Consider the following 12102-nt stretch of genomic DNA (forward strand, 5'->3'; position numbering starts at 1 on the left):
CAATTGCCTAAGACAAAGAACTGGAGCGGGTCGGCGATCCTATCACGCTGAACCGCTCCAGTGACAACCTTGGACCGGCGCCGGCGTGAAGCCTCGAGCGCTTTCGGCCGGGCGAGGCGTCCCGTCCCGGACCATTGCCTTTGGATGACTGCCTTTGGCTTGCACCTCCGGCCGCCTTCCGCTATAGAGCCGCCACCCGCGTAGACACCCTTGGAGGCAACGCGGCGGAAGGCCGCCTCACCCGGCGGCTTTCGACGTTTACGGTCCAGGCCCATTGCCAACCGCAAACGCTCCAGAACAACGCGAAAGGAAGTGCCATGAGCCACGATACTTACGAGCTCAAGGCCGAAGCGCGCGAACAGGTCGGTAAGGGGTCCGCCCGTGCAGTTCGCCGCAACGGTAAAGTGCCTGCAGTAATTTACGGTGACAAGCAGCCTCCCCTGGCGATCGCTCTCACCTACAAGGACATCTACTACAAGATCCACGGCGGCGGGTTCCTGACCACGATCGCCACGATCGATGTCGACGGCAAGAAGATCCAGGTCCTGCCGAAGGACTTACAGCTCGACCCGGTCAAGGATTTCCCTGTCCATGTCGACTTCCTGCGCATCGGCAAGGACACCGAGGTCAATGTCGACGTGCCTGTCCACTTCATCAACGAGGACAAGTCGCCCGGCATCAAGCGCGGCGGCGTGCTCAACATCGTGCGTCACGAGGTCGAGTTCCACTGCCCGGCCAATGCGATCCCGGAATTCATTACCGTCGATCTCACCGGCGCCGACATTGGCGATTCGATCCATATCTCGTCGGTCAAGCTGCCGGCCGGCGTCAAGCCCGTCATCTCCGACCGCGACTTCACCATCGCGACCGTCGCCGGTTCGTCGGCGATGAAGCCGGAGACGGAAGAGACGGTCGAGGCTGCACCTGAGGCGGCTCCCGCCGCCGAAGAGAAGTAACTTTTTCACGCCCGGAGCTGACGATGCCGCTTGTCTTTGCAGGCCTCGGCAATCCGGGCGCGAAATATGCCGCCAACCGGCACAATGTCGGCTTCATGGCGGTGGACGCGATCGCCCGCCGCCACTCCTTTTCGCCCTGGTCTAAGAAATTCCAGGGATTGATCGCCGATGGCACGCTCGGCGGTGAAAAGATCATCCTGATCAAGCCGCAGACCTTCATGAACCTGTCCGGCCAGTCGGTCGGCGAAGCGCTGCGCTTCTACAAGCTCGGCCCCGGGGCGCTGACCGTCTTCTACGACGAGATCGACCTTGCCGAAGGTAAGCTGCGCATCAAGACCGGCGGCGGCGCCGGCGGCCACAACGGCATCCGCTCGATCGACGGCCATGTCGGCAACGCGTATCGGCGTGTGCGCATCGGTGTCGGCCATCCCGGCGTCAAGGAGATGGTGCAGCATCATGTACTCGGCGATTTCGGCAAGACCGACCGCGACTGGCTGGACCCGCTGCTCGACGCGGTCGCCGACAACGCGGCGATGATCGTCAAGGGCGACGAATCCGGCTTCATGAACAAGGCCGCCCTCGCCGTTCAGGGCAAGGCCGGCGTGGAACCGGAAAAGCCGGCGCCCAAGCAGCAAAGCCACATCCGCCAGGCACGGCCGCAACAGGCGCCCGCCAAGCTGCCGGAGAGCGGCCCGATGGCCGCCATGCTGAAGAAGCTGTTCGGCAACAAGGACTGAGCTCGGGTCCATACGGCGTTACAGGGCTTGACGTTCATCACCCCTATCGCCCATAGCCCTCACCAAATCTCAAATTCCCGATAGGACCGGACAAAATGGGTTTCAAATGCGGCATCGTTGGCTTGCCCAATGTCGGCAAGTCGACGCTTTTCAACGCGCTGACGAGGACGGCCGCCGCGCAGGCCGCCAACTACCCGTTCTGCACCATCGAACCGAACACCGGCGAGGTGGCGGTGCCCGATCCGCGCCTGCAGAAGATCGCCGCGATCGGCAAGTCGAAGGAGATCATCCCGACCCGCATCTCCTTTGTCGACATCGCCGGCCTGGTGCGCGGCGCCTCGAAGGGCGAAGGCCTGGGCAACCAGTTCCTCGCCAACATCCGCGAGGTCGATGCCATCGTGCATGTGCTGCGCTGCTTCGAGGATGACGACATCACCCATGTCGAGGGCCGCATCGACCCGGTCGCCGACGCCGAGACGGTCGAGACCGAGCTGATGCTCGCCGACCTCGAGAGCCTCGAACGCCGCATCGCGCAATTCCGCAAGCGCGCGTCCGGCAAGGACAAGGAAGCCTTGACCGTGCTGCCGATGATGGAGGCAGCGCTTGAGCTTCTGCAGGCAGGCAAGCCGACCCGCATCCTGCTCGACGGCATCTCGGCGGAAGACCTGCGCATTCTGCAAGGCTTGAACCTTCTGACCTCACATCCCGTGCTCTACGTCTGCAACGTCGCCGAGGCTGACGCGGCCACCGGCAACGAGCACACCAGGGCCGTGGAGCAGATGGCCGCCGCGCAGGGCGCACGCACCGTCGTTATTTCGGCCGCGATCGAAGCCGAGGTTGCGCAGCTCTCCGACGAGGAAGAGATGGAATTCCTGTCCTCGCTCGGCCTCGACGAGCCCGGCCTGAACAAGGTGATCCGCGCCGGCTACGAATTGTTGCAGCTCATCACCTATTTCACCGTCGGGCCGAAGGAGACGCGCGCCTGGACTGTGCACAAGGGCGCCAAGGCGCCGCAGGCCGCCGGCGTCATCCACACCGATTTCGAGCGCGGCTTCATCCGCGCCCAGACCATCGCCTACAATGATTTCGTCACGCTGGGCGGCGAAGTAGCGGCCAAGGAAGCCGGCAAGGCGCGCGACGAAGGCAAGGAGTATGTCGTCCAGGACGGCGACATCATGCTGTTCAAGTTTAATACGTGATCCTTCGGTCATCTCCGCAGGGACCACAGGCCAGAGTGTGAACAGACCAGGCCGGGTCGCATTCCCGACAGGGTAAGGCCGTGCACGGGCTGCCCTCGCTAGGCCTTTCCGCTATTGGCTCAGTGAACGCGGAAGGGGACCATATGAAAAGGACCATCCCGACCCTGATCGGTTTCTCGGCCATTCTGACCTGGTCGTTCCTCGCGCTGCTTTCGACCGCCGCGGGGCCGATCCCGCCCTTTCAATTGGCGGCAATGACGTTTCTGCTGGGAGGCTCAGTCGGGGCGGCCAGCTGGATTGTCCGCCCGTCGGCGCTCAAGTCGCTGCGGCAGCCATGGCAGGTCTGGGCAATCGGCACGGCAGGGCTGTGCATCTATCACTGCGCGTACTTTTTCGCCATCCAGTCCGCCCCGCCGGTCGAGGTGAGCCTGATTGCTTATCTCTGGCCATTGCTGATCGTCGTCTTCGCCGCCTTCCTGCCGGGAGAGCGGCTGAGGTCTCACCACATAGCCGGTGTGATGCTCGGCCTGGCGGGTGCCATCGTCGTCATCACCAAGGGCAGCAGCGTGGGGCTTGCTGACGGCGTGAAGCCGGGCCACGTCATTGCCCTGTTCTGCGCCTTCGTCTGGTCCGGTTATTCCGTCCTGTCGCGCCGTTTCGGCCAGGTGCCGACCGATGTGGTGGCGGTGTACTGCCTGATCACCGCGGCCGTGGCCTTCACTCTCCATCTCGCGCTCGAGATCACTGTCTGGCCGCAGACGATGACGCAATGGAGCGCTATCGTCATTCTAGGCATGATACCGCTCGGCGCCGGCTTCTACGCATGGGACCATGGCTGCAAGCGTGGAGACATCATGATCCTGGGCGCGCTTTCCTATGCCGCGCCGCTGTTCTCGGTGATCGTGCTGCTGCTGGCCGGGTTCGGCGTCTTCCACTGGTCCGTTGCGCTCGCTTGCGTCCTGATCACGGTCGGCGCGGTGATCGCCGCCAAGGACGTGTTGCTGAAGTCGCAAAAACAACCTCTTACCGAGGAACCATCGCGCGCATAGGGCCCGATCTGAGACTGCGACGTGGCTACTGCCCCACCACCGCCCGTCCACTCACCCAGACAGCAGCGATGTTGGCGCGTGCCGCGTTGAGCACGATCTTCTGGAAGACATCGTCGAGCGTGTCGTCCGCCATGCTGACATGAATGTTCGAGGCCTTCGCCGTCGTGTCGATCAGCAGCGCGTCGAATTCATGGCCGACGCGAAAGCTGCCCGTCGGCAGGTCGAGCGCTTCGGCACCGCCGGCGGTGGCCAGCCAGAACGCCTCCTGATGCGTGATCGGCGCGCCGGGCGCGCCGCGCTGCGCTGCGTCCAGGCCGGCATGGACACCGCTCTGCAGCGTCCTCGAGGCTGACAGCGCATGCCGGCAGCCGTCGAAGAGCGACGGGCTGTAGCCGCCGGAAATGTCCGTCCCGAGCCCGACATGCATGTGCCGGTCAAGCGCGTCGCGCAGCGGAAACACCGCATTGGCGAAATAGAAATTGGAAAGCGGGCAATGCGCGACGCCAGCCCCCTTCCCCTTGATGAGGTCCATATCCTGCCCGTCGATGAAGTTTGAATGCGCCAGAATGGTGCGGCGCGTCAGCAGGCCGAAATCGTCCAGGCTAGCCGCGTCGGTGCGGCCGAAGCGCGTCTCGACGAATTTTTTCGCCCAATCGCTCTCTGAGCAATGTGTCTGCACGTGGCAGCCGAACTCGGAAGCGAGTTCGCCCAGGCCTTGCAGCGCCGCATCCGTGCAGCTTGGGATGAAGCGCGGCGTGATCACCGGCCGGACCAGCGGCCTTTCGCCCGAAGCCATCGCCCTCACCGCCTCGATGAACCGCCTGGTGTCCGACACCGCGCTTGCCGCGTCGGCATCGCGATAGAAAGACGGGCACTGCTCGGGATCGTCCATCGCCACCTTGCCGACCAAAGCGCGCTGGCCCTTTTCGAGGCATATCTCGGCAAGCGCCAAGCTGGCCTCGACATGGACGGTGGCAAAATAGAGCGCCGTGGTGGTGCCGTTGGCGAGAAGATTGTCGACCAGGTCGGCATAGACCTCGCGGGCGTAGCCGGTGTCGGCATAGCGCGCCTCGAGCGGAAACGTATATTTTTGCAGCCAGACCTCGAGCGGCACGTCCAGTGCCTTGCCCATTTGGGGCCATTGCGGCGCGTGGATGTGCAGGTCGATCAGGCCGGGCAGCAGGAACTGGCCTTCGCCGAGCTCCACTAGGCTGCCCGCCTGGCGGGCATCGGTCTTCCTCGCCGCGTATTCGGGATGGCCGGGTGCGAGAATCTCCGCGATCCGTCCCTGTGCATCGATGCTGATCAGATGGTCCTTCAGCACCTCCAGCCGGCCGCGCTCCGGCGTGTGGAAGGCGGTGCCAAGCAGCGTGAAGGCCTCTCTTGTCATGGATCGCTCCGGTTGCGCTGGCGCGTGTGGCCGTTATTGCATGGCGCGCAAGAAAACAGTTGGCAAACCTTTGCGCCGCTGTCCTTTGGCGCCGACTGATCCCATGATCGGCCGGGAAATTCCAGAGGGGACATCATGGAACGCACTGCACCGGAAATCACTTTGATTGCTCAGCCGGACGATCCGCTGCCACTGGGCAAGGCCGCCCTGCTCGGCCTCCAGCACGTGCTGGCGATGGATGTTTACATCGTGCCGTTCATCATCGCATCGGTCCTGGCCTTCAGCGCGGGCGATGCCGGCGCCTTCATCCAGTCGGCCTTCGTCGCGGCGGGCATCGCCACCCTGATCCAGTCGCAGCTTCTGATGCGCCTGCCGGTGGTGCAGGGGCCGTCTTTTGTGCCGATCGGCGCGGTGCTGGCTATCGCCTTCGGCGCCGGCGGCGGCATTGCCGGTCTTTCCGCGGTGATCGGAGCGCTCATTCCCGGCGCCATACTGGTCATGCTGCTCGGTTCGCCCACGGGAATCTTCCATCGCTTGGTGGACCGCTTTGTTCCGCCCATCGTCGGCGGCGCCATCATCATCGTCGTCGGCATCGCGCTGATGCCGGTCGCACTCCGCGAAAGCGTGTTCGCGGTCCACGGCACTGCCACCGTCGGCGGCAATATCATCCTTGCCTTTGTTGCGGCGGCGGTGCTCGTCGGCTGCATGCTGACCGGCATGGCACTCGGTGCAAAGGGCGCCTGGCTGCGCCTGCTCTCCGTAATCATCGCACTTGTGGCCGGCTGCGTGGCCGCCGCCTCCATGAGCCAACTCAACATGGGAGCGGTCTCCGAGGCGACCTGGTTTTCGATGCCGCGCATCGCCTTCCTCAATCTTGACGTGACGTTCTCGCTCTCGGCGACGCTCACGATGCTCATCGTCTATATCGTGGTCCTCGCCGAAACCACCGGCACCTGGTTCGCGGTCGGCGCCGTCATCGACAAGCCCCTGTCGAACGAACAGCTCGACAGGGGCGCCACCGGCGAAGGCCTCGGCTGCCTGGTCAGCGCACTGCTTTGCAGCACGCCGGTCACCGGCTATTCGTCGAATGCCGGCATCATCGCCATCACCGGTATCGCCAGCCGCGCCGCCTTCGCCGCGGCAGGCATCTTCCTGATCCTGTTCGGACTGATCGGCAAACTGTCGGCGGTGATCGCCTCGATCCCGGGCCCGGTCATCGGCGGCGTGTTCGGCGTGCTCTGCGTCGTCATCGCCATGAACGGGTTCCGCGTCGTGCGCGGCACGCCGCTGACGGAAAGGAACATGCTGGTCGTCGGCCTGCCGATCCTGATGGCCCTATTTGCTACGCTTGCGCCGCCGGATTTCGTCAAGACGCTTCCCGATATCGTGCAGTACATTCTGGGCTCGTCCATCGCCTTTGGCGCCGTCTGGGCCATCGTGCTGCACCAGATCCTGCCGAGCGCCCGATAGGGGCATTCGCAGGCCGGCCCCCGCGGGTCCGGCCTGCTCTCCTCGATAAGCCCGAAGCGCGGTCGATGACCCGACCCGTCGAAGCTTTCATGCTGCCGGCTGCTCGACGAATTTTTCTGAGCGCCCCTGGTGTCGGCCCCAAGTCCGGCTTGTCTTGATTTTGTCATGCCGCAAGTCTAAGCGGCGGGCACAGGCTCGGCGCACGAAGGCTAGTGCGATCCGATACGACGCAGCAATCCGAACGCGCTTTCCGGCAAGGAGATCTGGCGATGATCAAGGCTTTCGTCGTGGACAATGATCGCCTGCGTCTCACGGACGATCTCCTGGCCAATGGCGACAAGGTCGTCTGGGCCGATCTCTTCAATCCGACCAAGGACGAAGAGGCTACAATCGAGAATTGGCTCGGCATCGCCATTCCGACCCGCGAGGAGATGGAGGAGATCGAGATTTCCAGCCGCCTCTATATCGAGGACGGCGCCTACTTCATGACCGCCACCTTGCCCGCCCAGACCGACGTCGACGATCCCCTGATCTCGCCGGTCACCTTCGCGCTCGCCGGCAACAGGCTGGTCACCGTGCGCTATCACGAACCGAAAGCGTTCAAGACCTTCCCTTTGCGCGCCGAGAAGGTGGCGACCGGCTGCACCAGCGGCGACACCATCCTGATCGGCCTGCTGGAAGCGATCGTCGACCGGCTCGCCGACATCCTCGAGCGCGCCGGCCGCGACGTCGAAGCGATCTCGCGCGACATTTTCGAGGCGCGATCGACCAAGGTGTCGAAGCGCAACCGTGATTTCCAGGAGCTCTTGAAGGGCATCGGCCGCAAGGAGGACATCGCTTCCTCCGTGCGCGACAGCCTGATCTCCTTGCAGCGGCTGGCCGGCTTCCTCGCCCATGTCGCGACCCAGGCCAAGATGAGCAAGGACGTCCGCGCCCGCATCAAGACCTTGTCGCGCGACGTGCTTTCTCTTGCCGACCACGCCACCTTCCTGTCGCAGAAGATCTCCTTCCTGCTCGACGCCACGCTCGGCATGATCTCTATCGAGCAGAACGCCATCATCAAGATCTTCTCGGTCGCCGCCGTCATCTTCCTGCCGCCAACGCTGGTCGCCTCGATCTACGGCATGAATTTCGATGTCATCCCCGAGCTCAAATGGGAGCTCGGCTATCCGTTCGCGATCGCCATGATGGTTCTGTCGGCGATCCTGCCCTTCTGGTATTTCCGCCGCCGCGGCTGGTTATGATCGCAACGGCCGGCCGGGCGCCCGCGGCTGGCTCACCAGAAAGGGCTTGACCAAACGCCGTCCGGCCTGCATCCGGGTTTGCCGATCCATGTGGATCGCGCGTTCTGCAACCGGATTCCACGCCATGACTGGAAAGACATGGGCCTATGAGGACTTCGTCGAAGGAGCCTCGTTCGACCTCGGCACCAAACAGGTGAGCGCGGCCGAGATCATCGAGTTCGCCAGCGAATTCGATGCCCAGCCGATGCATCTCGACGAGGAGGCCGGCAAGGCAAGCATCCTGGGCGGCCTCTCGGCCTCGGGCTGGCATACCTGCGCCATGTTCATGCGCATGCTATGCGATGCCTTCCTGCTGGACTCGACCTGCCAGGGCGCGCCCGGCGTCGATCAGGTCAAATGGAAGAAGCCGGTGCTGGCCGGCGACACGCTCAAGGGCAGCCTCGTCGTCCTGGCCAAGCGTCCTTCGAAATCGAAGCCGCAGCTCGGCTTCGTGACCATGCGCAGCGAGCTGGTCAACCAACGCGGCGAAAGCGTCTTCGAGCTCGAGAATTCCGTCATGTTCCTCACGCGCAATGCCGCGGGGAGCCTTGCATGATGCTCGACGAATTCTTCCGCGTCGGCACCACCGTCACGCTGGGCTCTCATACGTTCGAAGCCGAGGCGATCAAGGCCTTCGCCCGCAAATACGACCCCCAGGTCTTCCACATCGATGAGGATGCCGCGAAGAAGAGCGTGCTGGGCGGGCTGTGTGCGTCCGGCTGGCATACCGCCGCCACCTGGATGAAACTCAACCTCGAAACCCGCATGGACGCCGAGTGGAGCGGCCCTGGCCCGACGCCCGAATTTGGCCCCTCGCCCGGCTTCAAGAACCTGAAATGGCTGAAGCCGGTCTATGCCGGGCAGACCGTGACCTTCACCCGCACCGCCCTTTCCCACCGCCCGATCGCCTCACGTCCGGGCTGGCGGGTGCTGACCTTGCGCTCGGAAGCCTTCGATTCGACCGGCGACAAGGTACTGGAGTTCGAAAGCGCCGTGCTGGTCAAGGTGGAGTAATGGCGCCTCTTCCTTCTCCCAGGGAGAGAAGGAGGAACTGCTCTCTCAATGCCCCTCGAACCCGATCAGCGTCCGCACCGGCACGCCGAGCGCTTCCAGCTTGGCGCGGCCGCCGAGATCCGGCAGGTCGATGACGAAGCAGGCGGCAAGGATATCGGCGCCGATCTGGCGCAGGAGATTCACCGCCGCTTCCGCCGTGCCGCCGGTGGCGATCAGATCGTCGACCAGGATCACTTTCTCGCCCGGCGACACGCCGTCCTTGTGCATCTCCATCTCGTCCAGCCCGTATTCCAGGCTGTAGGCGACGCGCACTGTCTCATAAGGCAGCTTGCCTTTCTTGCGGATCGGCACGAAGCCGGCGGAGAGCTGATGGGCGACGGCGCCGCCGAGGATGAAGCCGCGCGCTTCGATGCCGGCGATCTTGTCGATCTTCTCGCCGGCATAGGGATGCACCAGCTCATCGATCGCGCGGCGGAAAGCGCGCGCGTTGCCAAGCAGCGTGGTGATGTCGCGGAACAATATGCCGGGCTTGGGATAGTCCGGGATGGTGCGGATCGCCGCCAGCAGCGTGTCTTCGAGCGAAGGTTTCATGAGGCGGCTCCGGGTGGTCCAGTTTCGGCGGAAGGGCGTGAAATGGCGCAGCGCCAAATCCTATCCCGGCGCGACCGACAACGGCTAGCGCGATGTGGCGGCCGAGACAAGCGCATCCGGCGAAAGGAGCACATACGTCCAAGGGCTTGCCTCTGCCGGCGCTGCGATCTTTCGCATCGAAGCAATGGCCATCACCGAAAACGCAAATTCTGGCGGGTCAACTGTTCGATCGAGCTGCACCCCATCAGCTTCATGCCGCGTTCGATCTCGATGCGCATCTGTTCGAGTGCGCGTTCGACGCCAGGCTGGCCCGCCGCCGCCAGCGGAAACAGATAGTAGCGTCCGACGCCGACGGCCTTGGCGCCGAGCGACAGCGCCTTTAGCACATGCGTGCCGCGCTGCACGCCGCCATCCATGATGACGTCGATCTGGTCGCCGACCGCATCGACGATCTCGGCGAGCTGGTCGAAAGCCGCGCGCGAACCGTCCAGTTGCCGGCCGCCATGGTTCGACAGCACGATGCCCTTGCAGCCGATCTCGACGGCGCGTCTGGCATCCTCCACCGACATGACGCCCTTGAGGCAGAACGGTCCCGGCCAAAGCCTCACCATCTCGGCGACGTCGTCCCACGTCATCGACGGATCGAGCATTTCGGTGAAGTAGCGGCTGATCGACATCGTGCCGCCGCCCATGTCGATATGCTCGTCCAGCTGCGGCAGCTTGAACGCCTCATGCGTGAAATAGTTGATCGCCCAGGCAGGCTTCATCGCGAACTGCGCCATTCCCGCCAGGTTGAGCTTGAAGGGAATCGCAAAACCGGTGCGCTTGTCGCGCTCGCGGTTTCCCCCGGTGATGCTGTCGACGGTCAGCATCATCACTTCGACGCCGATCTCCCGCGCCCGCTGCATCATCGCCCGGTTGAGGCCGCGATCGCGATGGAAGTAGAACTGATAGACCTGCGGGCCGCTGCTGATTTTTCGGACTTCCTCGAGGCTGACCGTGCCGAGCGAGGAAACTCCGAACATGGTGCCGTATTTTGCAGCGGCCCTGGCGACCGCCCGTTCGCCGTGATGGTGGAACAGCCGCTGGAGAGCGGTCGGCGAACAGTAGAACGGCATCGCCAGCTTCTGGCCCATGACGGTCACCGACATGTCGACCTCGCTCACCCCGCGCAGCACGTTGGGAACGAGATCGCAGGTTTCGAAGCTCTCGGTGTTGCGGCGATAGGTGACCTCGTCGTCCGCCGCGCCGTCGATGTAGTTGAAGATCGGCCCCGGCAGCCGCCGCTGCGCCATGCGGCGGAAATCGGAGAAGTTGTGGCAGTCGCTGAGCCGCATCATGGAACCCCAAACGCCCTATAGGCGGCAAAGCCTTCGCCGCCGTCGGGGCGTCGAATAGCAATCGCCTGCCGCGCTGCCAACCGGCTTGTTCGACAACAAAGCGATCACCTCACGCGCCAGCCTCTTCGGCAAGCAAAAAGGGCGCTTCGCGGGCGCCCTTTCTTCAATCTCCGGCCGCGCGGCTTAGTGCGCGACTGCTTCCCAAACCTTGCGCTTGGTCATGTAGACCAGTGCGCCGAACAGGAGCAGGAACACCAGCACCCGGAAGCCGGTTTTCTTGCGGGCTTCCATATGCGGTTCAGCCGCCCACGCCAGGAAAGCGGCGACGTCGCGGGAGTACTGGTCGACGGTCTGCGGCGCGCCGTCGTCATAAGTCACCTGGCCGTCGGAAAGCGGCTTGGGCATCTTCAGCGACACGCCGGACATGAAGTACGGATTGTAGTGCGTGCCTTCCGGGATGACCATTCCAGCCGGAGGCGTCTGGTCGTAGCCGGTCAGCAGCGAGTGGATGTAGTCAGGGCCGCCGGCATCATACTGGGTGAAGATGTCGAAGACGAACTGCGGAAAGCCGCGCTCCACGCCCCGCGCCTTGGCCAGCAGCGACATGTCGGGCGGGGCTGCGCCGCCATTCGAGGCTGCCGCGGCTTCCTCATTGGCGAACGGCGCCGGGAAATGGTCCGACGGCTTGCCGGGACGGTCGAACATGTCGCCGGCGTCGTTGGGGCCGTCATGGATGGTGTACTCGGCCGCCAGCGTCTTGATCTGTGCGTCGGAATAGCCGAGGTCCGAAAGCGTGCGGAATGCCACCAGGTTCATCGAATGGCAGGCCGAGCAGACTTCCTTGTAGACCTTGAGGCCGCGCTGCAGCTGCGCCTTGTCGTAGGTGCCGAACGGGCCGGTGAAGCTCCAGTCCATTTCCTTCGGTTCGTTGATCGGGAAATGCGTCGGCGCCGCCGCGTTATGCGCCTCTTCGGCCGCGATCGCCCAGGTGCCCGTGGCCCCAAGGCCGGCGGCCACAAGGCCGATCAGCGCAAGCGAGGTGAGAATCTTTTTCATGCCAAATCCCCTTAGAT

The 12102-nt window shown here is 63.9% G+C and carries 12 protein-coding genes; 8 read left to right on the plus strand and 4 right to left on the minus strand.

Translation table 11 applies throughout. The annotated features are described in order from the left end of the window. Window positions 1–317 precede the first annotated feature (317 nt). From FJ979_RS16185 to FJ979_RS16200, 4 genes are all read left to right on the plus strand, one after another. Window positions 318–956: a 50S ribosomal protein L25/general stress protein Ctc gene (locus FJ979_RS16185; RefSeq protein WP_140582140.1), complete on the plus strand. Its 639-nt coding sequence runs from the start codon at window positions 318–320 to the stop codon at window positions 954–956. A 23-nt stretch (window positions 957–979) separates the two neighbouring features. Beyond that, on the plus strand, window positions 980–1693 hold the full coding sequence (pth, locus tag FJ979_RS16190) for an aminoacyl-tRNA hydrolase (protein ID WP_140524908.1): 714 nt from the start codon (window positions 980–982) through the stop codon (window positions 1691–1693). A gap of 95 nt (window positions 1694–1788) precedes the next feature. After that, on the plus strand, window positions 1789–2892 hold the full coding sequence (ychF, locus tag FJ979_RS16195) for a redox-regulated ATPase YchF (RefSeq protein WP_140524909.1): 1104 nt from the start codon (window positions 1789–1791) through the stop codon (window positions 2890–2892). Between the two features lie 143 nt (window positions 2893–3035). Then, window positions 3036–3941, plus strand: a complete 906-nt coding sequence (locus FJ979_RS16200) for an EamA family transporter (RefSeq protein ID WP_140582143.1) — start codon at window positions 3036–3038, stop codon at window positions 3939–3941. Window positions 3942–3966: 25 nt separating this feature from the next. Here the strand turns inward: FJ979_RS16200 and guaD are convergent, their stop codons facing one another. Then, window positions 3967–5331 (minus strand): guanine deaminase, encoded by a 1365-nt coding sequence (gene guaD / locus FJ979_RS16205; protein ID WP_140582145.1) that lies wholly within the window; start codon window positions 5329–5331, stop codon window positions 3967–3969. 135 nt (window positions 5332–5466) lie between these two features. Here guaD and FJ979_RS16210 point away from each other — a divergent pair, with 135 nt between their 5' ends. From FJ979_RS16210 to FJ979_RS16225, 4 genes are all read left to right on the plus strand, one after another. Further along, window positions 5467–6801 carry a solute carrier family 23 protein gene (locus tag FJ979_RS16210; protein ID WP_140582148.1) on the plus strand — a complete coding sequence of 445 codons (1335 nt, stop codon included), beginning with the start codon at window positions 5467–5469 and terminating at the stop codon, window positions 6799–6801. Between the two features lie 269 nt (window positions 6802–7070). Continuing rightward, on the plus strand, window positions 7071–8045 hold the full coding sequence (gene corA / locus FJ979_RS16215) for a magnesium/cobalt transporter CorA (protein WP_140516906.1): 975 nt from the start codon (window positions 7071–7073) through the stop codon (window positions 8043–8045). A gap of 124 nt (window positions 8046–8169) precedes the next feature. Continuing rightward, window positions 8170–8640: a MaoC family dehydratase gene (locus tag FJ979_RS16220; RefSeq protein ID WP_140496031.1), complete on the plus strand. Its 471-nt coding sequence runs from the start codon at window positions 8170–8172 to the stop codon at window positions 8638–8640. Next, on the plus strand, window positions 8637–9098 hold the full coding sequence (locus FJ979_RS16225) for a MaoC family dehydratase (RefSeq protein ID WP_140582151.1): 462 nt from the start codon (window positions 8637–8639) through the stop codon (window positions 9096–9098). The genes FJ979_RS16220 and FJ979_RS16225 overlap by 4 nt, the downstream gene beginning before the upstream one ends. Before the next feature lie 45 nt (window positions 9099–9143). Here the strand turns inward: FJ979_RS16225 and FJ979_RS16230 are convergent, their stop codons facing one another. The 3 genes from FJ979_RS16230 to FJ979_RS16240 form a co-directional block, all read right to left on the minus strand. After that, entirely contained in the window at window positions 9144–9689 is a 546-nt protein-coding gene (locus tag FJ979_RS16230; protein ID WP_140496033.1) for an adenine phosphoribosyltransferase, read from the minus strand. 191 nt (window positions 9690–9880) lie between these two features. Beyond that, a complete protein-coding gene (locus tag FJ979_RS16235) occupies window positions 9881–11026 on the minus strand; it encodes an alpha-hydroxy acid oxidase (protein WP_140496428.1) in 1146 nt (381 codons plus the stop codon). A gap of 186 nt (window positions 11027–11212) precedes the next feature. Beyond that, the gene (locus tag FJ979_RS16240) at window positions 11213–12085 is read right to left on the minus strand and encodes a cytochrome c1 (protein WP_140496034.1); all 873 of its coding nucleotides are present in this window, start codon (window positions 12083–12085) and stop codon (window positions 11213–11215) included. Window positions 12086–12102 lie beyond the last annotated feature (17 nt).

It is taken from the genome of Mesorhizobium sp. B1-1-6 (genome assembly GCF_006443035.1).
GTDB lineage: Bacteria > Pseudomonadota > Alphaproteobacteria > Rhizobiales > Rhizobiaceae > Mesorhizobium.

Bases quoted from the DNA above. Each gene is read 5' to 3' on its own strand.
- pth (WP_140524908.1), top strand. From the start codon at position 980: ATGCCGCTTGTCTTTGCAGGCCTCGGCAATCCGGGCGCGAAATATGCC.
- FJ979_RS16240 (WP_140496034.1), bottom strand. From the start codon at position 12,085: ATGAAAAAGATTCTCACCTCGCTTGCGCTGATCGGCCTTGTGGCCGCC.
- FJ979_RS16225 (WP_140582151.1), top strand. From the start codon at position 8,637: ATGATGCTCGACGAATTCTTCCGCGTCGGCACCACCGTCACGCTGGGC.
- FJ979_RS16210 (WP_140582148.1), top strand. From the start codon at position 5,467: ATGGAACGCACTGCACCGGAAATCACTTTGATTGCTCAGCCGGACGAT.
- FJ979_RS16230 (WP_140496033.1), bottom strand. From the start codon at position 9,689: ATGAAACCTTCGCTCGAAGACACGCTGCTGGCGGCGATCCGCACCATC.
- FJ979_RS16185 (WP_140582140.1), top strand. From the start codon at position 318: ATGAGCCACGATACTTACGAGCTCAAGGCCGAAGCGCGCGAACAGGTC.
- FJ979_RS16235 (WP_140496428.1), bottom strand. From the start codon at position 11,026: ATGCGGCTCAGCGACTGCCACAACTTCTCCGATTTCCGCCGCATGGCG.
- ychF (WP_140524909.1), top strand. From the start codon at position 1,789: ATGGGTTTCAAATGCGGCATCGTTGGCTTGCCCAATGTCGGCAAGTCG.
- corA (WP_140516906.1), top strand. From the start codon at position 7,071: ATGATCAAGGCTTTCGTCGTGGACAATGATCGCCTGCGTCTCACGGAC.
- FJ979_RS16200 (WP_140582143.1), top strand. From the start codon at position 3,036: ATGAAAAGGACCATCCCGACCCTGATCGGTTTCTCGGCCATTCTGACC.
- FJ979_RS16220 (WP_140496031.1), top strand. From the start codon at position 8,170: ATGACTGGAAAGACATGGGCCTATGAGGACTTCGTCGAAGGAGCCTCG.
- guaD (WP_140582145.1), bottom strand. From the start codon at position 5,331: ATGACAAGAGAGGCCTTCACGCTGCTTGGCACCGCCTTCCACACGCCG.